The organism is Aquabacterium fontiphilum (assembly GCF_009909205.1).
In the GTDB taxonomy this organism is placed as follows: domain Bacteria; phylum Pseudomonadota; class Gammaproteobacteria; order Burkholderiales; family Burkholderiaceae_C; genus Aquabacterium; species Aquabacterium fontiphilum.
On record NZ_JAAAPN010000004.1, the window covers coordinates 157,635 to 179,795 of the forward strand.

Below are 22,161 nucleotides of genomic sequence, written 5' to 3' on the forward strand. Positions count from 1 at the left end.
CGTCCGCAGACGGCCTTTTTTTGCGCAGGTGCTGCCGCCAAGGCGGCAACCTGACTCACATCCAGTACACGACCACGTACAAGCCCAGCCAGACCACGTCCACGAAGTGCCAGTACCAGGCGGCGCCTTCCAGACCGAAATGGCGCTCGGGCGTGAAGTGACCCTTCTGCAGGCGCAAGGTGATGAACAGCAGCATCAACATGCCGACGAACACGTGCATGCCGTGGAAGCCTGTGAGCATGAAGAAGGTCGAACCGTAGATGCCTGACGTGAGCTTGAGGTTCAGGTCGACATACGCGTGGTAATACTCATAGCCCTGCACGCACAGGAAGATCGCGCCGAGGACCACGGTGGCCCACATGAAGGTGATGCACTTGCTGCGCTGGTTCTCACGCAGCGCGTGGTGGGCGATGGTGAGCGTGACGCCCGAAGTCAGCAGCAGCAGCGTGTTGATCGTCGGGATGGGCCAGGGGCCCATGATCTGGAAGGGCTCGACCGTGCCGGCGGGCGAGGCGGTGGCGCCGGGCGAGCTGGACGGCCAGATGGCCTTGAAGTCGGGCCACAGCAACGCATGCTCCATGTCGCCCAGAGCCGGCACCGAGTAGATACGGGCCCAGAACAGCGCGCCAAAGAACGAGGCGAAGAACATCACCTCCGAGAAGATGAACCACGCCATGCTCCAGCGGAAGGACACATCGATGCGGTCGCTGTACAGGCCGCTTTCGCTTTCATGGATGGCCTCACCAAACCACTGCTTGAGCACCACCAGCCACCACACCAGGCCCAGGGCCACGGCAAACGGCCCCCAGCTCACACCGTTGACCCACTGGCCCGCGCCCAGGATGACGAAGAACAGGCCGATCGACGCCATCAAGGGATGCCGGGATGGGCCAGGCACGTAGTAGTAAGGCGTCGTGCCCTTCGGAACCGCTGCAGACATGTTGCTCTCCTCGATCCTTGATCAGTTGCCAGCCCGGCCGGCACGCCATTGATGCATCACACAGTCACCCCGCTGGTCACCACCCAGCGCACGATCAGCAACAGCACCACCACGAACAGCACCCCCGCCAGCAAGCCGATCACGATGACGTGAACCGGATTGAGGTGCTCGAGGTCCTTCTGGTGATCGGCCGACTTGCGCACCCCGAAAAACGACCAGGCCACGGCCTTGACCGTCTGAAGAAAGGAGCCTTTTCGCGAGGCAGCCTCGCGCAGGTCGTCGGACATGGATCAGGCCACTCACGTGCGGCTCTCCGGCGCAGGCGGCACCTTGCCGCCCACTTCGAAGAAGGTGTAGGACAAGGTGATGGTGGTGACATCACGTGGCAGCTTGGGGTCGACCACGAACACGACCGGCCAGGCCTTGCGTTCGCCAGGGCTGAGCGTGTACTCGTTGAAGCAGAAGCACTCCAGCTTGTTGAAATGCGCCGTGGCCTGCTTGGGGGCGTAGCTGGGGATGGCCTGCGCCGACATGGTCCGCCCCTGCATGTTTCGGAACTCGTACATGACGGTGACCATCTCGCCCGGATGCACAGTCACTGACCGCTTCTCGGGCTTGAAATCCCATGGGCCGCGCGCGTTGGCGTCGAATTCGACCACGATGGTGCGCGATGTATCAAGCTGGGTGTTGGCCTTGACCTTGCTGGCCATGCCCGGCACCTTCTTCTCAGACAGCGACAGCACGTTGATGCCCAGCGCGGCGCAGATGTGCTGGTACAGCGGCACCATGGCATAGCCGAAGCCGAACATCACGCCGGCGATCACCATCAGCTTGACGACCATGTCGGCGTTGGCGCGCTTGAGGCGAGCCAGGGCCGAAGGTCGGCGGGGGGACGTGGCAGAGGGCGTGGACATGGTCGGGGCCAGGGTCGTGTCAGCCAGCGGGGAACAACATGGTCTTGGCCACGAAGCCCGCAAAGAAGGTCAGCGCGATCGACGCCAGAATCAGTCCCAGGCGCACATTGCGCTGGCGCTGGGCCCGGCGGGCCGCCTCGCCTTGCTGGGCCTGTTGGCCTTGAGAGGCGCCCGGGTCATTCATGGTCATGCCGCGCATCAGCCGATCACCCGGGTGGCGGTGGGATCCAGCTTGGGCGGGGTCTCGAAGGTGTGGAACGGCGCAGGCGACGGCACCTCCCACTCAAGGCCCTCTGCGCCTTCCCACGGCTTGGCCGGCGCCGGTTCGCCCTTGCCACGCATGGCCGGGATCAGCACGCCAAAGATGAAGTACACCTGGGCAAAGCCGAATGCGAACGCCCCCACCGAGGCGATGGCGTTGAAATCGGCGAACTGCATGGGGTAGTCGGCATAGCGGCGCGGCATGCCGGCCAGCCCCAGGAAGTGCATCGGGAAGAAGGTGATGTTGAAGGCGATCAGTGACCACCAGAAGTGCAGCTTGCCCTTCCACTCGGCAATCATCACGCCCGTCCACTTCGGCGCCCAGTAATAGAAAGCCGCGAACAGCGCGAACAGCGACCCTGCCACAAGCACGTAGTGGAAGTGGGCGACCACGTAGTAGGTGTCCTGCAGCTGGATGTCGATGGGCGCCACCGACAGGATCAGCCCCGTGAACCCGCCCATGGTGAACACGAAGATGAAGCCCACCGTCCACAGCATCGGGCTTTCGAAAGTCATCGAGCCGCGCCACATGGTGGCGATCCAGTTGAACACCTTCACCCCGGTAGGCACCGAGATCAGCATGGTGGCGTACATGAAGAACAGCTGGCCCGTCACCGGCATGCCAGTGGCGAACATGTGATGGGCCCACACGATGAAGCTGAGGATGGCGATTGACGCGGTGGCATACACCATCGAGTGGTAGCCGAACAGCTTCTTGCGCGCGAACGCCGGCACGATCTGGCTGACGATGCCGAAGGCCGGCAAGATCATGATGTAGACCTCGGGGTGGCCGAAGAACCAGAAGATGTGCTGGTACATGATCGGGTCACCACCGCCAGCCGGGTTGAAGAAGCTGGTTCCGAAGTGGCGGTCGGTCAGCGTCATCGTGATGGCGCCGGCCAGCACCGGAATCACGGCGATCAGCAGGTAGGCGGTGATCAGCCAGGTCCAGGCAAACATCGGCATCTTCATCAGCGTCATGCCAGGGGCGCGCATGTTGAGGATGGTGACGATGATGTTGATCGAACCCATGATGGACGAGGCGCCCAGGATGTGCATCGCAAAGATGCCTGCATCCATTGAAGGGCCCATCTGCAGGGTCAGCGGGGCGTAGAGCGTCCAGCCGGCGGCAGGTGCGCCACCCGGCATGAAGAACGAACCCACCAGCAGCAAGGCGGCGGGGATCATCAGCCAGAAGCTGAAGTTGTTCATGCGCGCGAACGCCATGTCGGAGGCGCCGATCTGCAGCGGCAGCATCCAGTTGGCCAGGCCCACGAAGGCGGGCATGATCGCCCCGAACACCATGATGATGCCGTGCATGGTGGTGAGCTGGTTGAACAGCTCGGGGTTGATCAGCTGCAGGCCGGGCTGGAACAGCTCGGCGCGAATGCCAAGCGCCAGCACCCCGCCCACCATCAGCATGGTCAGGCTGAACAGCAGATACAGCGTGCCGATGTCCTTGTGGTTCGTGGCGTACAGCCACCGCCGCCAGCCATGCGGATGGTCGTGATGGCCATCATGGCCGTGGGCGTGTCCGCCATGGTCAAGCACTGCGCTCATGGTGTGTCCTCTTCAATCCGTTCGATCCGTGTGCCTGCGAGCCGCGCGAAGCGCTCACTTGCGTGCTGCCAGCACGTCCGCCGGCTGAACGATCTGCCCCGTCTGGTTCGACCACTGGTTCTTGGTGTAGGTGATGACGGCCGCAATCTCGGTGTCCGACAGCTGGCGCCAGGCAGGCATCGCGTTGCCCTGGCCATTGAGCAGCACGAGGATGGCACGCAGCTTGTCGTTGTCGAGCACGACAGGCGAGCCGTCCAGCGCCTTGATGGCGCCGCCCCCCTTGCCGCTGGGCTGATGGCACGCCGCGCAGTTGGCGTTGTAAACCTGCTCGCCGCGCGCCACAAGCGCAGGCAGCTCCCAGACCTTGTTCGGATCATCGGCCGCGGCGGCCATTTCCTTCTTGCGCTCGGCGACCCACTGCGCATACTGCTCGCGGGTCACCACGCGGACATGGATGGGCATGTAGGCGTGTTCCTTGCCGCACAGCTCGGCGCACTGGCCGTAGTAGTCGCCCACCTTCTCGGCGCGGAACCAGGTGTCACGCACGAAGCCGGGGATCGCATCCTGCTTGATGCCGAAGGCCGGCACCATGAACGAGTGAATCACGTCGTTGGCGGTGGTGATGATGCGCACCTTCTGGTCCACGGGCACCACCAGCGGCTTGTCCACGCGCAGCAGGTAATCGTCGCCTTGCGGCTTGCCCTGGTCGGACATGATGCGCTGGGCGGTGTCGAGCGTGGACAGGAAAGCGATGCCTTCACCCTCGCCCTTGATGTAGTCGTAGCCCCATTTCCACTGGTAGCCCGTGACCTTGATGGTCAGGTCGGCATTGGTGGTGTCCTTCTGGGCCACGACCACCTTGGTGGCGGGCAGCGCCATGCCGATCACGATCAGGAAGGGCACGACGGTCCAGACGATTTCCACCGTTGTGGACTCATGAAAATCAGCCGGCTTGGCGCCCTTGGATTTGCGGTGCTTCCAGATGGAATAGAACATCACGCCGAAGACGCCGACAAAGATGGCCCCACAGATCCACAGCATCATGTAGTGCAGATCCTGCTGGGCTGCGGCAATCTTGGTGACGGGGGGATGCAGGTCGAGCTGGCGCACAGCAGGGCCGCCGGGCAGGTTGCCGGCCTGCTGGGCCTGTGCCAGGGTGGCCCACGATGCGGCCAGCATCACGGCCGCGGCACGGAGCCGGTCAAGCCCCCGCAGTCGGGACGGGCGGTGGAGGGCTTGGCAAGGGTCGGATGTCTGGCGCATGTCTCGACTCAATGGAATGAAAAGGGGATGTGCGCCTGCCGCTTGGGCAGGCAGGCGCGAGCAGATCGGTGGGGGGAGGCGGTGAGCAGGGTCAACGCAGGGGCGCGTGCCTGAGGGCAAGCAGCGTTCCTGGCCGCCCACTTGGGGCGGCGCGGGGGGTGGTGTCGGGTCAGGTTCGCCTCCCGCATGCTGCGAGACAGCCGGGACATCGACTTCAACCGAGCGGGCGGCAGTGTGGCGGTCATCGCGCCAGGGCTCCTCGACCAAACGAACCGAACTGAAACGCCCCGGTGGGGGCTCAGCCGACCGCGAGCCTCGTGCGCCACGCAATCGGTAAGGTCATTCTAGGGAGCCGCTTGCGCTGCCTCAATACGCAATCTGCGCTTACATGCTATGGATAACCCCTGGTTCCTGCATCAATGTCGAGGAACTGAAGCCGTCACGCGACAGCGCGGCTCAGGGCTTGCCCGGGCGGCGCACCATGGCACGCAAGTCGTCGAGGGCGACGCGCGTCTCGGCCGCAACCGCAGCCCGCGGAACAGGCTTGACCGCGTGGGCATACACGAGCTCCACCGTCAGTCGCAGCCGGCCGTCTGGGCCGCGCAGCCGCTCCGACAGGGCGGCTTCCAGCCGGGCGCGCCAGCGTGGCGTCCGCAAGCCGGCAAACCGCCCACGGGCCACGTTGCCCCCCCAGGTGCGCAACTCGGCCAGCATCGCCGCAGGCGTCGCCCAGGTCAAGGTCAGTCGCTCCATGTCCATGACGGGGTCACCGAAGCCGGCACGCACGAGCTCGTCGCCCAGGTCGTGCATGTCGACGAATTGCACAGTGGGCAGACCCCAACCCAGCTCGGCGTACAGCCCGCGCAGTTCGCGCGCGGTGTCCGGACCCAAGCCGGAGGCCATCAGAAAGCCATCAACGGCCAGGCAGCGGTGCCACAGCGCCATGAGCGTCGGCAGATCGTCACTGGCGTGCAGCGCCATGTTGGCCCAGACCAGATCGACGCCCCCTTGTGACCAGGGGGCGGCGGCATCCTCCCCCGGCAGCCAGACGGGTAACTGGGCGGGCCGACGCCAAGGCAGCAGGCCCGCCCAACCCTTGGCGGAAGCGCCCCCGGCCGCCGCATCGCGACTGCGCTCGGCCAGCGAAGCGTGTGGCTCGGCCAGTCGGCGCTGGGCCTCTGGGTACGCTTGCGTCACAAACGCGGCGCCTGCCCCGAGGTGCGCAGACCAGTCGAGCCAGTTGCGCGGCTGCAAGCGAATGGGGCCCAGCTTGTCGGCCAGGCGACGCGCCACTTCTTCATGCAGCCAAGGCGCCTGCTGTCGCGCCAGCCGTCGGGCCTGATGGGCAAGCGCCACGCCGCAGGGCGACGCGGGCGGGGGCACGGGCGAGGCGTCGGTCGAGGACATGGCTACAGCGACAGGTACAAGCAGAAGGCGAAGGGAAAAGAGCCGAGCGAGGATGGCCATCGCCCCCCAAGGGGCGATGGCAACGAACTGGGGGCGCTCAGTATAGTGAGCCGCCATGCCTGCACGCCCCAGCCAGGTCGACAAGACCCCACCGCGCGCCCTCCGCGCCACCGCCATGGCGTCCAGCTTGGCGCCCGGCGCGCTGCTCCGCCTGAAGCCCGACCAGGCCACAGGCTGGCTGACCGGGCTGATGCGCTGGCGCCCGCCCGGCAGCTGTCTGGTCTGCCACCGCTGGAGCGCGGCGGCCGTCTGCGGGCATTGCACCATGCGCTGGGCCCGCCCTGCCCCGCTCCGTTGCCAGCGTTGTGCCGTCAATCTGAGCCACCTGCCCCATGCGGACGGGATCTGCATGGACTGCGAGGCCCACTCGCCCGAGTTCGACCGCGCGCTGGCCGCGCTCGATTACGCACCGCCGTGGTCCCGGCTGCTGGCGCGGCTCAAGTTTCAGGATGCATGCCATCTCGCGCCCTGGCTGGCCGAGCGGCTGACCCAGGCCTGGCAAGCGCGCCCTCAGATTGCCAGCGTGATTCTGCCCATGCCGATCTCGCGGGTGCGCCTGCGCGAGCGGGGCTACAACCAGAGCGGATTGGTGGCGCAGGCGCTGGGCCAGCGCCTGGGTCTGCCGGTTGCGCACGACGTGCTGCAGCGTGCCCGACACACGACTCGACTCATGCAACTCGACCCAGCCCAACGTCAGGCCGAGATCGCAGGCGCGTTCAGCGTCAACCCGTCCACGCGCAGACGGGTCATCGGGCGCCATGTGGCGGTGGTGGACGACGTGATGACCACGGGCGCCACTCTCAACGAGGCTGCACTGATGTTGCGCGAGGCGGGCGCGCGTTCGGTATCGGCCTGGGTGGTGGCTCGCACTGCACGCAGTCGAAGGGCCACTGACGCGGCCGCGCCTTGCTTCAAGGACGCGCCTTGATCAAAGCGAGCACCTCGCGGAAAGCCGGGTCGGTGCACGCGCGCAGCCATTCAAAGGCCACCATGTCGGCCGATGCCAAGACGATGCCGGCCGCAGCCATGCGCTGAAGCGCCAGCGCCTTGTCTTCCGCTCGGCGGCTCCCACAGGCCTCCGCCACCACGACCACCTGCAACCCACCGGCCTGCGCCTCAAGCGCGGTCTGCATCAGGCACACATGGGCCTCGCAGCCCGCCATCACCAGTTGGCGCACACCGGGGCGCCGGGCACGCACAGCCTCCAATAGGCCATCGGGCACCGCACTGAAATGCATCTTGGGCAGCGTCTCGTCACAGGCCGCAGCCACCCGGGCATCATTGGGCCCCAGGGCCTCGGGGTTCTGCTCGGTCCCCCACACGGGTACGCCCAGCGCACGCGCCACCTCCGCCAGAAACAGCGCATGGCGCACGATGCGGTCGGCATCCTGGATCACGGGCATCAGCCGCGCTTGGTAGTCGACGAGAACCAGGGCGGCATGGTGACGGTCGAGCAGCATAGGGGGCATGGTAGCCGCGCTTGTCGCTCGTTGCATGCGACACCGCCCCAACAACGGCCCCGGAAAAGAAAAAGCCTCTTGGGCCATGGCGCAAGAGGCTTGATCTGGTGGGCGGTGCAGGGTTCGAACCTGCGACCCCTGCCGTGTGAAGGCAGTGCTCTACCGCTGAGCTAACCGCCCGAAACTGGTTTCGGGACTGGGTCCACCGGCTTCACTTGACGGCTGAAAATCGTCTCAGCAATCAGCGAAGACCATGACTATACCACGTTTTCCAATGAGCGCCATACCGTCTTGTCGCCCGAGGCCTTGTCGATGTCTTTGAGCGACACCTCCCAGGCTGCCAGCTCATCGGCCGTGGGGCCAGCCACTGGCAAGGAGAACTGGCTGAGGTCGATCACGACGCCGTCTCCCGCGCCCTCACCTGCTCCCGCGCCATCTGCATCGGCATCCATGAGCAGGGCATCCTGCCCGCGCGTCATGTTGATGTAGACCTCGGCCAGCAGTTCCGCGTCCATCAACGCGCCGTGCAGCGTGCGGTGGGTGTTGTCGACCTCCAGCCGGCGACACAACGCATCCAGCGAGTTGCTCTTGCCCGGGAACATCTCGCGCGCCATGACCAGGCTGTCGATGACGCCGGCCACATGGTCGCGGAAGCTGCCCTTGCCCAGGCGCCGGAGTTCCGCGTCCAGAAAGCCCAGGTCGAAGCTCGCGTTGTGGATGATGATCTCGGCGCCACTGCAATAGGCCAGGATCTCATCGACCAACGCGGCGAACACGGGCTTGTCAGCCAGGAACTCGTCGGTCAGGCCGTGAACCTTCACCGCGTCTTCGCTGTTGGGGCGCTCGGGGTTGATGTAGAAGTGCAAGTGCCGGCCGGTCAGGCGGCGATTGACCATCTCCACGCAGCCGATTTCGATGATGCGGTCGCCCGACTCTGGGCTCAGGCCGGTGGTTTCGGTGTCGAGGAAGATCTGGCGGGTCATGCGCGCAGCTTAATGGTTCTCGCGGGCGTGATTGATGGTGTATTTCGGGATCTCCACCGTCAGATCCTGACCCGCGACGATGGCCTGACAACTCAGGCGCGAGTTGGCCTCCAGGCCCCAGGCGCGGTCGAGCAGGTCTTCCTCGGTTTCTTCGATCTCGTTGAGGCTGTTGAAGCCCTCGCGCACGATGACGTGGCAGGTGGTGCAGGCGGCGCTCATGTCGCACGCGTGCTCAATCTCGACGCCGTTTTCGAGCAGGGCCTCGCAGATGCTGGTGCCCGGGGCGGCGGTGATGGTCTTGCCCTGCGGACACAGGGCGGCGTGGGGGAGGATCTTGATCGTGGGCATGGGGAGGCCTGGTTCAGGTCACATCTGATCGACCGAGCGGCCGGCCAGCGCCTGGCGGATGCTGCGGTTCATGCGCTCGGCGGCAAAGGCTTCGGTGCCATGGGCCAGCGCCTTGGTGGCGGCCTCGAGTGCATCGAGGTCACCCCGGTCGCACCGCTGGCCGATCTGGGCCATCAGTTGCTCGATGCGGTCGCGCTCGTCGGCCGCCAGCAGGTCGCCATCGGCGTTGAGCGCGGCCCGGGTGGCCTCCAGCAAGCGCTCGGCCTCGACGCGTGCTTCGCGCAAGGCGCGGTCTTTCATGTCAGCCGCCGCGGTGGCAAAGCCTTCACGCAGCATGTTGGCCACCTGGTCATCGCTCAGACCGTAGCTGGGCTTGACGATGACCGAGGCCTCGACGCCCGAGGTCTGTTCGCGCGCGGACACGCTCAGCAGGCCATCGGCATCGACCTGGAAGGTGACACGGATGCGCGCCACGCCAGCCGCCATCGGCGGGATGCCGCGCAGCTCGAATCGGGCCAGCGAGCGGCAATGCTCGACCTGCTCGCGCTCGCCCTGCACCACGTGCACCGCCAGCGCCGTCTGGCCGTCCTTGAAGGTGGTGAAATCCTGGGCACGGGCGCAGGGGATGGGGGTGTTGCGCGGGATGATGCGCTCAACAAGACCGCCCATGGTCTCCAGGCCCAGCGACAGCGGCAGCACGTCGAGCAGCAGCAGATCGCCTTGCGCGTTGTTGCCTGCCAGCTGGTTGGCCTGGACGGCCGCCCCCAGCGCCACCACCTCGTCGGGATTGAGGTCGGTTAGCGGGGTCTGGCCAAAGAAGGCGCCCACCGCGTCGCGCACAGCGGGCATGCGGGTGGAGCCGCCCACCATCACCACGCCCTTGACCTCGTCGGGCTTGACCTTGGCATCGCGCAGCACGCGCTTGACCGAGGTCAGCGTCTTGTCGATCAAGGGTTTGACCAACTCGCCCAGACGCTCACGTGTGACCATGACCGACAGCATGCCGCCCGACAGCTTGCACGACAGGTGGGCGCTGCCATCGGTCGAGAGCTTTTCCTTCACGGCCCGCGCCGCGACCAGCACGGTGCGTTTGTCCTGCGGTGTGGCGGCCTGCATGCTGGCTTCAGCCAGCGCCGCTTCGGCCAGCACGTGGTCGATGTCGTCACCGCCCAAGGCCGAGTCCCCCCCGGTGGCCACCACCTCGAACACCCCACGACTGAGTTGCAGCAACGAGATGTCGAAGGTGCCGCCGCCCAGGTCGTACACAGCGTAGAGGCCCTCTGCGCCGTTGTCCAGGCCATAGGCAATGGCTGCGGCCGTGGGCTCATTGAGCAGGCGCAGCACGTTGAGGCCCGCCATCTGAGCCGCATCCTTGGTGGCCTGGCGCTGGGCGTCGTCGAAATAGGCCGGCACGGTGATCACCGCGCCAAACAGGTCGTCGTTGAAGGTGTCTTCGGCACGTTGGCGCAAACTGGCCAGGATCTCGGCCGAAACCTCGACCGGCGACTTCACGCCCGCTACCGTCTGCACGCCCACCATGCCGGGTTGATCCACGAACTGATAAGGCAGCTTGCCCGCGTCGGGCAAGTCGGCCAGGCGGCGCCCCATGAAGCGCTTGACCGAGACGATGGTGTTGAGCGGATCTTGCGCCTGCACGGCCAGCGCATCGTGGCCGATCTGGCGGCGCGTCTGCCCCTGCTCACCCAGAAAGTAGCGCACGGCCGAAGGCAGGATCACGCGGCCATTGTCGTCAGGCAGGCACTCGGCCACGCCGTGGCGCACCGAGGCCACGAGCGAATGCGTGGTGCCGAGGTCAATGCCGACGGCAATGCGACGCTGGTGGGGATCCGGGGTCTGTCCGGGTTCGGAAATCTGCAGCAGGGCCATGTGGGTGGGCGGGGTCAGGCCCCGTCTTCGTACTGTTCGAGTCGGGCATCGATCTCTTCAAGCAGGCGATCGATGAACATGAGGGCGCGCACTTCCTGGGCCGCCGAATGGGCGTTGGCCTCAACATCCAGCAGGCGGGTGACGCGGGCGAGCCGGGTGCGGCGGTCGGCCTGCACTTCGTCGGCCAGTTGCTCGACATCGCGCTGGGCGGCCGCGTCTTCAAGGGCTTCGCGCCACTGCATCTGCTGCATGAGGAAGTCGGCCGGCATCGCGGTGTTGCTCTCGGACTGCACCGGCACGCCCGCCAACTCGCACAGATAGGCCGCGCGCTTGAGCGGATCCTTCAGCCGCTGATAGGCCTCGTTGACACGCACGGCCCACTGCATGGCCACGCGCTGCGCCGCAGCGCCCTCCGCGGCAAAGCGGTCGGGGTGCACGCGCGCCTGCAGCGTCTTCCACGCCGCATCCAGCTGTGCGCGCTCGAGCTGAAAGGCGTGCTTGAGACCCAGCAGCGTGAAGTCGTCGGCTTCGATGTTCATGTATCAGAAAAGGCAAGCCCCACCAGAGGCGGGGCGAGACGCACCAGTTGAGGCCGAAACGCCGTCTCAGACCCGGAAGGATTCGCCGCAGCCGCAGCGATCGCGTTCGTTGGGGTTGTTGAACTTGAAGCCTTCGTTGAGGCCCTCGCGCACGAAGTCCAGTTCGGTGCCGTCGATGTAGGGCAGGCTCTTGGGGTCGACCAGGATCTTCACGCCGTGCTGCTCGAAGACCACGTCTTCCGAGCCCACTTCATCGGCGTACTCGATCTTGTAAGCCAGGCCCGAGCAGCCGGTCGTCTTCACGCCCAGCCGCACGCCCACGCCCTTGCCGCGACGCGCGAGGTAACGGGTGATGTGCCGTGCCGCGGCCTCGCTGAGCTCGACGCGCATGGCCGCGGTCTCACCGGCGAGTTCGGGCAACGGGCCGTTGCCGGGCCCGCTGGTGCACGAAGCGATGTCAGGCTGCATGTTTGGCCTTGTAGTCGTTGACGGCTGCCTTGATGGCATCTTCCGCCAGGATGGAGCAGTGGATCTTGACCGGGGGCAAGGCCAGCTCTTCCGCGATCTGGGTGTTCTTGATCGACAGCGCCTCGTCGAGCGTCTTGCCGCGCACCCACTCGGTCACCAGCGAGCTCGAAGCAATGGCCGAGCCGCACCCGTAGGTCTTGAAGCGTGCGTCTTCGATCACGCCGGTGCTGGGGTTGACCTTGATCTGCAGCTTCATCACGTCGCCGCAGGCTGGTGCGCCAACCATGCCGGTGCCAACCGTCTCATCGCCTTTTTCGAACGAGCCGACGTTGCGGGGGTTTTCGTAGTGGTCGATGACCTTGTCGCTGTATGCCATGTCAGTTCTCCAGATTCAGTGAGCGGCCCATTGAATGGTGCTCAGGTCGATGCCTTCCTTGTACATGTCCCACAGGGGCGACAGCTCGCGCAGCTTGGCCACACGATCCTTCAAGGTGGTGATCACGAAATCGACTTCTTCTTCGGTCGTGAAACGGCCGATCGTCATGCGCAGCGAGCTGTGCGCCAGCTCGTCGCTGCGGCCCAGGGCGCGCAGCACATAGCTGGGCTCCAGGCTGGCCGAGGTACAGGCCGAGCCAGAGGACACCGCAATGCCCTTGATGCCCATGATCAGGGACTCACCCTCGACATAGTTGAAAGACACGTTGAGGTTGTGCGGAATGCGGCGCTCCAGATCGCCGTTGACGAAGATCTGCTCGATGCCTTGCAGGCCGGCCAGCAGGCGCTGCTGCAGTGCACGGATACGCTCGTTCTCGGCGTGCATTTCTTCCTTGGCAATGCGGAAGGCCTCGCCCATGCCGACGCACTGGTGCGTGGGCAACGTGCCCGAGCGCATGCCGCGCTCATGGCCACCGCCATGCATCTGGGCTTCCAGGCGCACACGGGGCTTGCGGCGCACGTACAGCGCGCCGATGCCCTTGGGGCCGTAGGTCTTGTGCGAGGCCAGGCTCATCAGGTCGACGGGCAGCGTGGCCAGATCGATGTCGATCTTGCCGGTGGCCTGGGCCGCGTCCACGTGGAAGACGATGCCCTTCTCGCGACACAGCGCGCCAATGGCCGGGATGTCCTGGATGACGCCGATCTCGTTGTTCACGTACATGACCGAGATCAGGATGGTGTCCGGACGAATGGCGGCCTTGAGCACATCCATGTCCAGCAGGCCGTCTTCCTTGACGTCGAGGTAGGTCGCCTCAAAGCCCTGGCGCTCGAGCTCGCGCACGGTGTCGAGCACCGCCTTGTGCTCGGTCTTGACCGTGATGATGTGCTTGCCTCGCGACTGGTAGAAATGGGCCGCGCCCTTGAGCGCGAGGTTGTTGGACTCGGTGGCGCCCGACGTCCAGACGATCTCGCGCGGGTCCGCGCCGATCAGGTCTGCGACTTGCTTGCGTGCGTTCTCAACGGCTTCTTCCGCCTCCCAGCCATAGGCGTGGGTGCGCGATGCCGGGTTGCCGAAGTGCTCGCGCAGCCAGGGAATCATCGCGTCGACGACACGGGGGTCCACCGGGGTGGTGGCACCGTAGTCCATGTAGATCGGGAAGTGGGGCGTCATGTCCATCATTTGCCTACCGGGCAAAACTACGAATTATCGGTGGGCGCCGGCTCGTGCGGGCGCACACCCCTTTGCAACACTTTTGCCGCAAGGGTGACCGAAGGGACGGCCAGCCTGGCGACAAGAACTCACTTCGTCAGGGCGGTGCCCAGCGCGAAGACCGAGTTGGGGGCCGTGACCTTGATCGGCTTGACAACCGGCTGCGTCGAAATCGCTCGCTTGACCGGCTGGGCCTCGACCGAGATCCCCTTGGCGAGCTGGTCGTCGACCAGCTTCTTCAGGCTGATCGAATCAAGGTACTCGATCATCTTCGCGTTCAGGCTGGTCCAGAGGTCGTGCGTCATGCAACGCCCGCCGTCTTCGCCCATGCAATTCTCCTTGCCGCCGCAGCCGGTGGCATCGATCGGCTCATCGACCGCCACGATGATGTCAGCCACGGTGATGTCCTCCGCCTTGCGGCCGAGCGAGTAACCGCCCCCCGGGCCCCGGGTGCTCTCGACCAGTTCATGGCGGCGCAGCTTACCGAACAGCTGCTCCAGATACGACAGCGAGATCTGTTGGCGCTGGCTGATGGCGGCCAAGGCCACCGGGCCCGTATGCTCGCGCAAGGCCAAGTCAATCATCGCGGTGACGGCGAAACGGCCTTTGGTGGTCAGTCGCATGGCTCACTCCTTATCAGAGGCTCGGCCTGCTCCGGGGTTTCCCGGAGCGTTATTCCCGAGCGATTAAGTCAATTATAGGGAAACCCACTGATTTGATCAACTTCCAATGCGGGTGTTCCCTGAGAAGTGAGCTATCGCGGCAATAGGCATGCCCAATCGAGGGACTTGCGGGAAGCCCCTGAGCCGGCGCGTCGCCCCTTCCTCAGCGCTGGGCGCTCACTGCGGGGTCAGCCCCTGGGCCTGGGAGAGGCGCGCGCGCAGGTGAAGCACCAGGCCGTCACAAGCCTGCTCGACCACGTCGAGCACGTGCTCGAAGCCCTGAGCGCCCCCGTAATAGGGGTCGGGCACCACCTCCACGCCGGCGTGGGAGGCGTCGGCAGGGATGAACTCGGCCAGGCGCCGCAGCTTGCGCAACACGGCCGGGTCGTCAGGGCATTCGGCCTCAAGCAGCGCCAGGTTGTCCCAGTCCATGGCCAGCAACAGGTCGTGCTGCATGAAGTCGGCCTCGGCCACCTGGCGTGCACGCAATGGGGCCAGGTCATAGCCGCGTCGCGCCGCGTGCGCTTGCGCCCGCTCGTCTGGCGGATTGCCCACGTGGTAGGCGTGGGTACCAGCTGAATCCACCGTCACCCAGCCCTGCAGTTCCGCCTCTTCCAGTTTGCGGCGCAGCACCGCCTCTGCCGTGGGGCTTCGGCAAATGTTCCCCATGCAAACCATGAGGACCCGCAGGGTGCCGGGCGGCGGCAGACGATCAGGCCCGCCCACTGAGCGGTACCACGCGTTCGTCGGTGTCCAGGGCGTGGAAGGCCCCATCACGCGCCATCATCAGTGGCCGTCCGTCGTCCAGCCGATACTCCACCACCCCGGTGGGTTCCCATTGACCGAGGGGATCGACCGTTGGCATCACGCGCACGAGGTGCTCGTAGGCGCGCACGGTGCGCAGGGCGCCTGCAGCGTCTTGCGCACGAAACGTCTCCAGCAAGTGAAGTTGCTTGTCCATGGTGGGCTCCTTCGTCAGCGGCCCGCCCACAGGCAGGCGCAAACCGATTGTGCGCGCCTGCCCCGCACACAGCAAGCCGCCCGGCTGTCCGCCCCCGTGATGTCTCACCGGCGCCCGGCCTGAATGGGCACGACCACGGCATCATGCCCCGCTGCACCAAAGGCCTGCTCCTTGAGGATGGCGAGCTGATCGCGCAGGCGCGCGGCCTTTTCGAACTCCAGGTTGCGGGCGGCTTCCAGCATGTCTTTCTCGAGCTGCTTGATGCGTCTGCCCAGATCTTTCTCGGACAGCGCCTCGCTGCCGGCCATCGACCGGGCCAGGGCCTCGGCCGCCTTGAGATCGTCCTTCGCGGCGTTGGACATGACCCCGTCGATCAGCTCCTTGACCTGCTTGCGCACGGTGCGCGGCGTGATGCCGTGGGCCTCGTTGTGGGCGATCTGCTTGGCGCGACGGCGCTCGGTTTCGTCGATCGCCCGGCGCATCGAATCGGTGATCTTGTCGGCATACAGAATGGCCATGCCGTTCTGGTTGCGCGCGGCCCGGCCGATGGTCTGAATGAGGCTGCGCTCAGCCCGCAGGAAGCCTTCCTTGTCAGCATCCAGAATGGCCACCAGCGACACCTCGGGGATGTCCAGCCCTTCGCGCAGCAGGTTGATGCCCACCAGCACGTCAAAGGTGCCCAGGCGCAGATCGCGCAGGATCTCGACGCGCTCGACCGTGTCGATGTCGGAATGCAGGTAACGCACCTTCACGCCGTTGTCCGTCAGGTAGTCGGTGAGCTGCTCGGCCATGCGCTTGGTGAGTGTGGTGATGAGCACGCGCTCGTTCTTGTCCACACGGATGCGGATCTCCTGCAGCACGTCGTCGACCTGGTGCGTGGCCGGGCGCACCTCCACCACCGGATCGACCAGGCCAGTGGGCCGCACCACCTGCTCGACCACGTTGCCGGTATGGGCCTTTTCCCAGTCACCCGGGGTGGCCGACACAAAAATCACCTGGCGCATCTTGCCTTCGAACTCGTCGAACTTCAGCGGCCGGTTGTCCAGCGCGCTGGGCAGGCGAAAGCCATACTCGACCAGCGTCGTCTTGCGTGAGCGGTCGCCGTTGTACATGCCCCCCAGCTGGCCGATCATCACGTGGCTTTCGTCCAGGAACATCAAGGCATCAGGCGGGAGGTAATCGACCAGCGTGGGCGGCGGGTCGCCCGGGCGCGCTCCCGACAGATGCCGGGTGTAGTTCTCGATGCCCTTGCAGTGTCCGACCTCTTGCAACATTTCGAGGTCAAACCGGGTGCGCTGTTCCAGGCGCTGCGCCTCGACCAGCTTGCCCTCGCCCACCAATTGCTTGACGCGCTGGTTGAGCTCCTCCTTGATGCCCTCGATGGCCACGAGCACGCGCTCGCGCGGGGTCACGTAATGGCTGCTGGGGTAGATGGTGAAGCGCGGAATCTTCTGGCGGATGCGGCCGGTCAGCGGGTCGAAGAGCTGGATGGAATCGATCTCATCGTCGAACAGCTCGATGCGCACGGCCAGCTCGCTGTGCTCCGCCGGGAAGACGTCGATGGTGTCGCCGCGTACGCGGAAGGTGCCGCGCCCGAAGTCCATGTCGTTGCGCTTGTACTGCATGCGAATGAGCTGCGCGATCACGTCGCGCTGGCCGAGCTTGTCGCCCACGCGGGCGATCAGCACCATCTGCATGTAGTCCTCGGGCTTGCCGATGCCGTAGATGGCCGACACGGTGGCCACGATGACCACGTCGCGGCGTTCCAGCAGGCTCTTGGTGGCGCTCAGCCGCATCTGCTCAATGGCCTCGTTGATGGCGCTGTCCTTCTCGATGAACAGGTCACGCTGCGGTACGTAGGCCTCAGGCTGGTAGTAGTCGTAGTAGCTGACGAAGTACTCGACCGCGTTCTTGGGGAAGAACTCGCGGAACTCGGCATACAGCTGCGCGGCCAGGGTCTTGTTGGGCGCGAACACGATGGCCGGGCGCCCCAGGCGGGCGATGGTGTTGGCCATGGTGAAGGTTTTGCCCGAGCCAGTCACACCCAGCAAGGTCTGGTAGCTCAGGCCATCCTGCACCCCTTCCACGAGTTGGTCGATCGCCGTGGGCTGGTCGCCCGCTGGCGGGTAGGGCTGGAAGAGTTCGAACGGTGAATCCGGAAAATGCACGAATTCACCCTCTGCCGCAGCGGGCGCGGGGGTGTCAACAGGGGCGGGGGCGGCGGGGCGTGAAATCGGCTCAGACATCCGGACGGCGCTTGGCTAGAATAAAGGGTTTGCCCGATGGCTTCGGGGCGTCAAAAGCGCCCCATCGAATCTTTCAGCTTATCCCAACCGTCCGGAGACTGCTTGCATGGCCTCGCTGTTCGCTTCCGTTGAAATGGCCCCCCGTGACCCCATCCTGGGCCTCAACGAACAATTCAATGCCGACCCCAACCCCAAGAAGGTCAATCTGGGCGTGGGGGTGTACACCGACGATCAGGGCAAGCTGCCCCTGCTCAAGTGCGTGGCCGCCGCTGAAAAGCAGATGCTCGAAGCCCCCAAGGCCCGCGGCTACCTGCCCATCGACGGGATCGTGGCCTATGACAAGGCGGTGCAAGGCTTGGTCTTCGGCGCCGAACATCCCGCGGTCAAGGGTGGCCGCATCGCCACGGCCCAGGCCATCGGCGGCACGGGCGGCTTGAAGCTGGGCGCCGACTTCCTCAAGCGCCTGAACCCCAACGCCCAGGTGCTGATCAGCGACCCGAGCTGGGAGAACCACCGCGCCCTGTTCGAATCGGCCGGTTTCCCCGTCGACACCTACCCCTACTACGACGCTGACAAGCGCGGCATCAACTTCGACGGCCTGATCGCCAAGCTGAAGGCCGCTGCGCCTGGCACCATCGTGCTGCTGCACGCCTGCTGCCACAACCCGACCGGCTACGACATGACCGACGCCCAGTGGGACGAGGTCATCGCCGTGTGCAAGGCCGGCGGTCTGGTGCCCTTCCTGGACATGGCCTACCAAGGCTTTGGCAACGGCATCGCCGAGGACGGCGCCGTGGTCATCAAGTTCCTGGACGCCGGCCTGAGCTACTTCGTGTCGACCAGCTTCTCCAAGAGCTTCTCGCTGTACGGCGAGCGCGTGGGTGCCCTGAGCATCGTGAGCGAAACAGCCGAAGAGTGCGCCCGCGTGCTGAGCCAGCTCAAGCGCGTGATCCGCACCAACTACTCCAACCCGCCGACGCACGGCGCCCAGGTGGTGGCCACCGTGCTGACCACCCCGGCCCTGCGTCAGATGTGGGAAGACGAGCTGGCCGAGATGCGTGACCGCATCAAGGTCATGCGCGGCGCGCTGGTCGAAGAGCTGAAAAAGGCCGGCGTGGATGGCGACCTGAGCTACATCACCCGCCAGAAGGGCATGTTCAGCTACTCGGGCCTGAACGCCACCCAGATGCAGCGCCTGCGCAGCGAGTTCGGTGTGTATGGTGTCGACTCTGGCCGCATCTGCGTGGCCGCGCTCAACAGCGGCAACATCAAGTACGTGGCCGACGCCATCAAGGCCGTGATGTGATCGGAGGCTGAGCCTCCAAGAAAAAAGCCCGGCCTTTGGCCGGGCTTTTTTGTGGCGTGCTCATGTCGGGCGGGCTGTGGCGACATGGCCCACCGTCATGGCTTCAGGGGGGGCGGCGGGGCGGGCGGCCGGGCGCCTGGGGGGCGCCGAGACGCGCAGCCGTGGGCTTGAAGCGCGCGTCAGCGCGCCGCCTCGTCATGCTTGCCGTGGCTGTCTGAGCGAAGTGGCCCAAGGCCACGTAGCGAGTTCCACGGCACAAGCCCACGGCGAGCATCGCAGGGAAGTTCAGCCCTTGAGGCTGAACCGCCCACCTTGAAGCCCGGACGTCTGCCCCGCCGCCCGGACGATCTCGCGTTGCGACAGCTGCAGCCCCCGCGCCGTCAGCCGCGGCGGCGGCGTGCCACCAGGCCCACAGCGGCCAAGCCGGCGACGGCCAGGACCAGCGAGGTGGGCTCAGGCACCGGGGTCGTGAAGGTCAGGTTGTCGACCACCACGGCATTGCCGCTGAACGCGATCGAGCGGATGTCGGCCGTGTCGCGCATGAAGCCCAGGTAGAAGCCACCGCTGATGCTAAACGGGCCCGTCACCAGCGGGAAGGTGAACGACTCCAGCAGGTTGTTGCTGGCGCCGTAAGCCGACACCGTGATGTTGCCCTTGCCCAGCGAAGGGGCGTAGTGGTTCACGAACGCGGCGGCTGCGCTGGTCAGCCCGTCGAACGTGAAGGTCAGCGTGCCGGGAGCCGTGCTGGCCACGAAATGGTTGCCCAGGCCCCAGATGCCGTTGGCGCCCAGATCGGCCACAAAGGCACCGACCACCGACTCATCGTTGCCAGTGAAGGTAACGCCCGAGCCGACCGCCACCGGCCCGCCGGTGATGAAGCCATCGAAGTCTTCAAAGTCAACGACGACTGCGTCAGGAATGACGCTGCCATCGGCCAGGATCACAGGGGCGGCCTGCGCGGAGGCGCCCACCAGGGCGGCGGCCACGGCCAGCAGGGAAGGAATGTGTTTCATGCTTGAACTCCTTGTTGAAACGGTAGATCGCATCAGGTGCCGATGACGCCGCCATCGTCCTTGGTGATCACCACCACCGACGAGCGGGGCTTGGCGACGGTCTTTTGTGTGGTGGCGCCGTTGACGCCGCTGTCGGGCCAGGTGCTGCGGGCCGTGAAGCTGCCGGACCAGTCTTCGCCGGGGTGCTGGATGCCAACGAACATGGTCTTGCCGTCGGGCGTGCTGATCACGCCGGTGACCTCGCAGTTGCGCGGACTGGTCATGAAGCGCGTGATGCGGCGCGTGACCGGGTCGGCACACGACATCACGTTGCCGCCGATGTTGGCCCAGTCGCCCAGCCCATCGCCTTGCTGGTCGGTCTGGATCCACAGACGGCCATCCTGGTCGAACCACAGGCCGTCCGGTGCGCCCAGGTCGTCACCGATGATGTTGCCTTGCAGGTGCGGAGCGGTGGCCAGCTTGTCGCCGCACTCAACGAAGATGTCCCACTCGAACGTCGTGGCGCCCACGTCGTTGTTGGCTTCTTTCCAGCGCAGGATGTGGCCGTAGCGGTTGTCGCGACGCGGGTTGGACGCGTCCACCGGCGGGCGGGCGGAGGCGGCCGTCGTGCTGCCGTCCGCCGCGTTGACCGAGGCCGGCGAAGTGCCGCGACGGTTGTTGTTGGTCAGCGTGATGTACACCTCGCGCGTCGTGGGGTGCACGGCGACCCACTCCGGGCGGTCCATCATGGTGGCGCCCACGCGGTCAGCGGCCGCGCGGGTGTTGATCAGCACATCGGCCTGGCTGCTGAAGCCGTTGGCCGGGGTCAGGCCGTTCTGGCCGAACACCAGGGGCAGCCACACGCCAGTGCCATCGGCATTGAAGCGGGCCACGTACAGCGTGCCGCTGTCGAGCAGGTCGCGGTTGGCGGCGCGGTTGCGCGGGTTGTACTTGTTGGCGCAAACAAACTTGTAGACGTACTCGTTGCGCTCGTCGTCGCCCATGTAGACGGCCACGGTGTTGTCATCGCCCACGGCGTAGCCGGCGCTCTCATGCTTGAAGCGGCCCAGCGCGGTGCGCTTAACGGGGATGGCATTGGGGTTCCACGGATCGATCTCGACCACCCAGCCAAAGCGGTTGGCTTCATTCGGCGTGGCGCGCAGGTCGAAGCGCGGATCGGCTTCATGCCAGCGGTAGCCGAAGCCGCCGGCCGACAGGCCATAACGGCGCTCCAGATTGGTCAGCGGGGCACTGGCCAGCTGGGCAGGGGTGGTGCCGAAGTAGCCGTTGAAGTTTTCTTCACACGTCAGATAGGTGCCCCAGGGGGTGTAACCGTGGGCGCAGTTGTTGAGCGTGCCCAGCACGACCGAGCCACTCGGGTCGGCGGCGGTCTTCATCAGCGCATGGCCGGCGGCCGGGCCGCTGATGCGGCAAGGCGTCTTGCCGGTGATGCGGCGGGCGAAGGCGGAAGGACGCTGCACCTGCATCTCGCCCTTGTTCTTGCGCACCTCGATCACCGAGACGCCGTGCGCGGCCAGCTGGGTGTCGACCATGGCCTTGGTGATGGTGTCGGTGCTGTAGGAGGTGGTGTTGTGCACCAGACCGGGGTCCACGTATTCGTGGTTCACCACCAACAAGCCGCGGTCGTTGGACTCGCCTTGCGCGCCCACCGCCGGGAACGGGAAGAAGTGCATGCCGTCGTTGTGCGCGCCAAAGGTGGTCAACTGCACGGCTTCGGTCATGGCACCAGAAGCATCCCAGTGGGCATTGGCAGCCGGACCGGTCCGACCAATGGCATCGCCCCAGCCGATCAGCACTTTGGCGGTGTACCCGGCCGGCACGGTGATCTTGTCAGTAAAGGTGGCGGCCAGGTTGGCGGGCACGCCGGTGAAGGTGATGGCGGGCGACGACGACGGCGTGGTGTAAGCCATGGCATCGCGACCAAAGCCGCCCAGGGTCATCACGGCAGCGGCGCCCAGCGAGCCCTTGAGGAAGTTGCGGCGGCCAGTGTAGGCGGCCATCACGTCGCGGATGGAGGTGTTGCCCGACGGGTTGATCGTCTGGTCGTTGTCGGGGTGCATGCAGCTGGACATCGTGTTTACTCCTGCGGGGGCGCAAGGGCGCCGGTTGGGGATCTGCTCGCCGCGCAGGTTAGGCATCGGATGTGACAACTGTGTGATGCAGGTCACACGCCAAACGGTTGTCCGAATAGCTGGTCTTGGCCCGCCTTATCTGCCCCTCATGTGACGTGTGACCGTG

General features: G+C 65.7%; 23 protein-coding genes and 1 tRNA gene. 2 read left to right on the top strand and 22 right to left on the bottom strand.

The annotated features are described in order from the left end of the window. Window positions 1–55: 55 nt before the first annotated feature. The 7 genes from GTZ97_RS06180 to GTZ97_RS06210 all read right to left on the bottom strand — a co-directional run bounded on the left by GTZ97_RS06180 (window position 56) and on the right by GTZ97_RS06210 (window position 6,345). Window positions 56–940 (bottom strand): cytochrome c oxidase subunit 3, encoded by an 885-nt coding sequence (locus GTZ97_RS06180; protein ID WP_161649703.1) that lies wholly within the window; start codon window positions 938–940, stop codon window positions 56–58. 56 nt (window positions 941–996) lie between these two features. Next, complete coding sequence (locus GTZ97_RS06185) at window positions 997–1,227, bottom strand: DUF2970 domain-containing protein (RefSeq protein WP_161649704.1); 231 nt, start codon at window positions 1,225–1,227, stop codon at window positions 997–999. Between the two features lie 12 nt (window positions 1,228–1,239). Then, a complete protein-coding gene (locus GTZ97_RS06190; RefSeq protein ID WP_161649705.1) occupies window positions 1,240–1,854 on the bottom strand; it encodes a cytochrome c oxidase assembly protein in 615 nt (204 codons plus the stop codon). A gap of 19 nt (window positions 1,855–1,873) precedes the next feature. Then, entirely contained in the window at window positions 1,874–2,044 is a 171-nt protein-coding gene (locus GTZ97_RS17075; RefSeq protein WP_161649706.1) for a cytochrome oxidase small assembly protein, read from the bottom strand. Between the two features lie 8 nt (window positions 2,045–2,052). After that, complete coding sequence (gene ctaD / locus GTZ97_RS06200; protein ID WP_161649707.1) at window positions 2,053–3,675, bottom strand: cytochrome c oxidase subunit I; 1,623 nt, start codon at window positions 3,673–3,675, stop codon at window positions 2,053–2,055. 54 nt (window positions 3,676–3,729) lie between these two features. Then, entirely contained in the window at window positions 3,730–4,854 is a 1,125-nt protein-coding gene (gene coxB, locus GTZ97_RS06205) for a cytochrome c oxidase subunit II (RefSeq protein ID WP_161649840.1), read from the bottom strand. Window positions 4,855–5,394: 540 nt separating this feature from the next. Then, on the bottom strand, window positions 5,395–6,345 hold the full coding sequence (locus GTZ97_RS06210) for a methyltransferase domain-containing protein (RefSeq protein WP_161649708.1): 951 nt from the start codon (window positions 6,343–6,345) through the stop codon (window positions 5,395–5,397). Window positions 6,346–6,460: 115 nt separating this feature from the next. Here GTZ97_RS06210 and GTZ97_RS06215 point away from each other — a divergent pair, with 115 nt between their 5' ends. After that, window positions 6,461–7,333, top strand: a complete 873-nt coding sequence (locus tag GTZ97_RS06215) for a ComF family protein (protein WP_161649709.1) — start codon at window positions 6,461–6,463, stop codon at window positions 7,331–7,333. Here the strand turns inward: GTZ97_RS06215 and GTZ97_RS06220 are convergent. The 13 genes from GTZ97_RS06220 to uvrB form a co-directional block, all read right to left on the bottom strand. Then, window positions 7,317–7,865 (bottom strand): isochorismatase family protein, encoded by a 549-nt coding sequence (locus GTZ97_RS06220; protein WP_161649710.1) that lies wholly within the window; start codon window positions 7,863–7,865, stop codon window positions 7,317–7,319. The two genes, GTZ97_RS06215 and GTZ97_RS06220, sit on opposite strands and share 17 nt — an antisense overlap. A 105-nt stretch (window positions 7,866–7,970) precedes the next feature. Further along, window positions 7,971–8,045: transfer RNA gene (locus GTZ97_RS06225), tRNA-Val, on the bottom strand. Between the two features lie 77 nt (window positions 8,046–8,122). After that, window positions 8,123–8,848 carry a DNA polymerase III subunit epsilon gene (dnaQ, locus tag GTZ97_RS06230; RefSeq protein WP_161649711.1) on the bottom strand — a complete coding sequence of 242 codons (726 nt, stop codon included), beginning with the start codon at window positions 8,846–8,848 and terminating at the stop codon, window positions 8,123–8,125. Between the two features lie 9 nt (window positions 8,849–8,857). Next, a complete protein-coding gene (fdx, locus tag GTZ97_RS06235; RefSeq protein ID WP_161649712.1) occupies window positions 8,858–9,196 on the bottom strand; it encodes an ISC system 2Fe-2S type ferredoxin in 339 nt (112 codons plus the stop codon). Window positions 9,197–9,214: 18 nt separating this feature from the next. Next, window positions 9,215–11,083: a Fe-S protein assembly chaperone HscA gene (hscA, locus tag GTZ97_RS06240; RefSeq protein WP_161649713.1), complete on the bottom strand. Its 1,869-nt coding sequence runs from the start codon at window positions 11,081–11,083 to the stop codon at window positions 9,215–9,217. A 14-nt stretch (window positions 11,084–11,097) separates the two neighbouring features. Then, window positions 11,098–11,622: a Fe-S protein assembly co-chaperone HscB gene (gene hscB / locus GTZ97_RS06245; RefSeq protein WP_161649714.1), complete on the bottom strand. Its 525-nt coding sequence runs from the start codon at window positions 11,620–11,622 to the stop codon at window positions 11,098–11,100. A 66-nt stretch (window positions 11,623–11,688) separates the two neighbouring features. Next, window positions 11,689–12,012 (bottom strand): iron-sulfur cluster assembly protein IscA, encoded by a 324-nt coding sequence (gene iscA, locus GTZ97_RS06250; RefSeq protein ID WP_161649841.1) that lies wholly within the window; start codon window positions 12,010–12,012, stop codon window positions 11,689–11,691. A gap of 67 nt (window positions 12,013–12,079) precedes the next feature. After that, window positions 12,080–12,466 carry a Fe-S cluster assembly scaffold IscU gene (gene iscU / locus GTZ97_RS06255; RefSeq protein ID WP_161649715.1) on the bottom strand — a complete coding sequence of 129 codons (387 nt, stop codon included), beginning with the start codon at window positions 12,464–12,466 and terminating at the stop codon, window positions 12,080–12,082. A gap of 15 nt (window positions 12,467–12,481) precedes the next feature. Next, the gene (locus GTZ97_RS06260) at window positions 12,482–13,702 is read right to left on the bottom strand and encodes an IscS subfamily cysteine desulfurase (protein WP_161649842.1); all 1,221 of its coding nucleotides are present in this window, start codon (window positions 13,700–13,702) and stop codon (window positions 12,482–12,484) included. A 122-nt stretch (window positions 13,703–13,824) separates the two neighbouring features. After that, window positions 13,825–14,358 (bottom strand): Fe-S cluster assembly transcriptional regulator IscR, encoded by a 534-nt coding sequence (gene iscR, locus GTZ97_RS06265; RefSeq protein ID WP_161649716.1) that lies wholly within the window; start codon window positions 14,356–14,358, stop codon window positions 13,825–13,827. A gap of 216 nt (window positions 14,359–14,574) precedes the next feature. Further along, window positions 14,575–15,075: a low molecular weight protein-tyrosine-phosphatase gene (locus GTZ97_RS06270; RefSeq protein ID WP_236651050.1), complete on the bottom strand. Its 501-nt coding sequence runs from the start codon at window positions 15,073–15,075 to the stop codon at window positions 14,575–14,577. A gap of 34 nt (window positions 15,076–15,109) precedes the next feature. Beyond that, window positions 15,110–15,358 (bottom strand): hypothetical protein, encoded by a 249-nt coding sequence (locus tag GTZ97_RS06275; RefSeq protein WP_161649718.1) that lies wholly within the window; start codon window positions 15,356–15,358, stop codon window positions 15,110–15,112. Window positions 15,359–15,462: 104 nt separating this feature from the next. Then, complete coding sequence (uvrB, locus tag GTZ97_RS06280) at window positions 15,463–17,604, bottom strand: excinuclease ABC subunit UvrB (RefSeq protein ID WP_161649719.1); 2,142 nt, start codon at window positions 17,602–17,604, stop codon at window positions 15,463–15,465. Window positions 17,605–17,710: 106 nt separating this feature from the next. Between uvrB and GTZ97_RS06285 the strand changes: the two genes are divergently transcribed. After that, on the top strand, window positions 17,711–18,910 hold the full coding sequence (locus GTZ97_RS06285) for an amino acid aminotransferase (protein ID WP_161649720.1): 1,200 nt from the start codon (window positions 17,711–17,713) through the stop codon (window positions 18,908–18,910). Window positions 18,911–19,290: 380 nt separating this feature from the next. On the opposite strand, the gene GTZ97_RS06290 is transcribed toward GTZ97_RS06285, so the two are convergent. Then, complete coding sequence (locus GTZ97_RS06290) at window positions 19,291–19,923, bottom strand: PEP-CTERM sorting domain-containing protein (RefSeq protein ID WP_161649721.1); 633 nt, start codon at window positions 19,921–19,923, stop codon at window positions 19,291–19,293. Between the two features lie 32 nt (window positions 19,924–19,955). After that, window positions 19,956–21,995, bottom strand: coding sequence for a PhoX family protein (locus tag GTZ97_RS06295; protein WP_161649722.1), 2,040 nt, complete (start codon window positions 21,993–21,995; stop codon window positions 19,956–19,958). Between the last annotated feature and the right edge of the window lie 166 nt (window positions 21,996–22,161).

Excerpts from the sequence above, each read along its gene's own strand:
- GTZ97_RS06180 (WP_161649703.1), bottom strand. The coding sequence starts at position 940 with ATGTCTGCAGCGGTTCCGAAGGGCACGACGCCTTACTACTACGTGCCT.
- GTZ97_RS06185 (WP_161649704.1), bottom strand. The coding sequence starts at position 1,227 with ATGTCCGACGACCTGCGCGAGGCTGCCTCGCGAAAAGGCTCCTTTCTT.
- GTZ97_RS06190 (WP_161649705.1), bottom strand. The coding sequence starts at position 1,854 with ATGTCCACGCCCTCTGCCACGTCCCCCCGCCGACCTTCGGCCCTGGCT.
- GTZ97_RS17075 (WP_161649706.1), bottom strand. The coding sequence starts at position 2,044 with ATGACCATGAATGACCCGGGCGCCTCTCAAGGCCAACAGGCCCAGCAA.
- ctaD (WP_161649707.1), bottom strand. The coding sequence starts at position 3,675 with ATGAGCGCAGTGCTTGACCATGGCGGACACGCCCACGGCCATGATGGC.
- coxB (WP_161649840.1), bottom strand. The coding sequence starts at position 4,854 with ATGCTGGCCGCATCGTGGGCCACCCTGGCACAGGCCCAGCAGGCCGGC.
- GTZ97_RS06210 (WP_161649708.1), bottom strand. The coding sequence starts at position 6,345 with ATGTCCTCGACCGACGCCTCGCCCGTGCCCCCGCCCGCGTCGCCCTGC.
- GTZ97_RS06215 (WP_161649709.1), top strand. The coding sequence starts at position 6,461 with ATGCCTGCACGCCCCAGCCAGGTCGACAAGACCCCACCGCGCGCCCTC.
- GTZ97_RS06220 (WP_161649710.1), bottom strand. The coding sequence starts at position 7,865 with ATGCTGCTCGACCGTCACCATGCCGCCCTGGTTCTCGTCGACTACCAA.
- dnaQ (WP_161649711.1), bottom strand. The coding sequence starts at position 8,848 with ATGACCCGCCAGATCTTCCTCGACACCGAAACCACCGGCCTGAGCCCA.
- fdx (WP_161649712.1), bottom strand. The coding sequence starts at position 9,196 with ATGCCCACGATCAAGATCCTCCCCCACGCCGCCCTGTGTCCGCAGGGC.
- hscA (WP_161649713.1), bottom strand. The coding sequence starts at position 11,083 with ATGGCCCTGCTGCAGATTTCCGAACCCGGACAGACCCCGGATCCCCAC.
- hscB (WP_161649714.1), bottom strand. The coding sequence starts at position 11,622 with ATGAACATCGAAGCCGACGACTTCACGCTGCTGGGTCTCAAGCACGCC.
- iscA (WP_161649841.1), bottom strand. The coding sequence starts at position 12,012 with ATGCGCGTCGAGCTCAGCGAGGCCGCGGCACGGCACATCACCCGTTAC.
- iscU (WP_161649715.1), bottom strand. The coding sequence starts at position 12,466 with ATGGCATACAGCGACAAGGTCATCGACCACTACGAAAACCCCCGCAAC.
- GTZ97_RS06260 (WP_161649842.1), bottom strand. The coding sequence starts at position 13,702 with ATGGACATGACGCCCCACTTCCCGATCTACATGGACTACGGTGCCACC.
- iscR (WP_161649716.1), bottom strand. The coding sequence starts at position 14,358 with ATGCGACTGACCACCAAAGGCCGTTTCGCCGTCACCGCGATGATTGAC.
- GTZ97_RS06270 (WP_236651050.1), bottom strand. The coding sequence starts at position 15,075 with ATGGTTTGCATGGGGAACATTTGCCGAAGCCCCACGGCAGAGGCGGTG.
- GTZ97_RS06275 (WP_161649718.1), bottom strand. The coding sequence starts at position 15,358 with ATGGACAAGCAACTTCACTTGCTGGAGACGTTTCGTGCGCAAGACGCT.
- uvrB (WP_161649719.1), bottom strand. The coding sequence starts at position 17,604 with ATGTCTGAGCCGATTTCACGCCCCGCCGCCCCCGCCCCTGTTGACACC.
- GTZ97_RS06285 (WP_161649720.1), top strand. The coding sequence starts at position 17,711 with ATGGCCTCGCTGTTCGCTTCCGTTGAAATGGCCCCCCGTGACCCCATC.
- GTZ97_RS06290 (WP_161649721.1), bottom strand. The coding sequence starts at position 19,923 with ATGAAACACATTCCTTCCCTGCTGGCCGTGGCCGCCGCCCTGGTGGGC.
- GTZ97_RS06295 (WP_161649722.1), bottom strand. The coding sequence starts at position 21,995 with ATGTCCAGCTGCATGCACCCCGACAACGACCAGACGATCAACCCGTCG.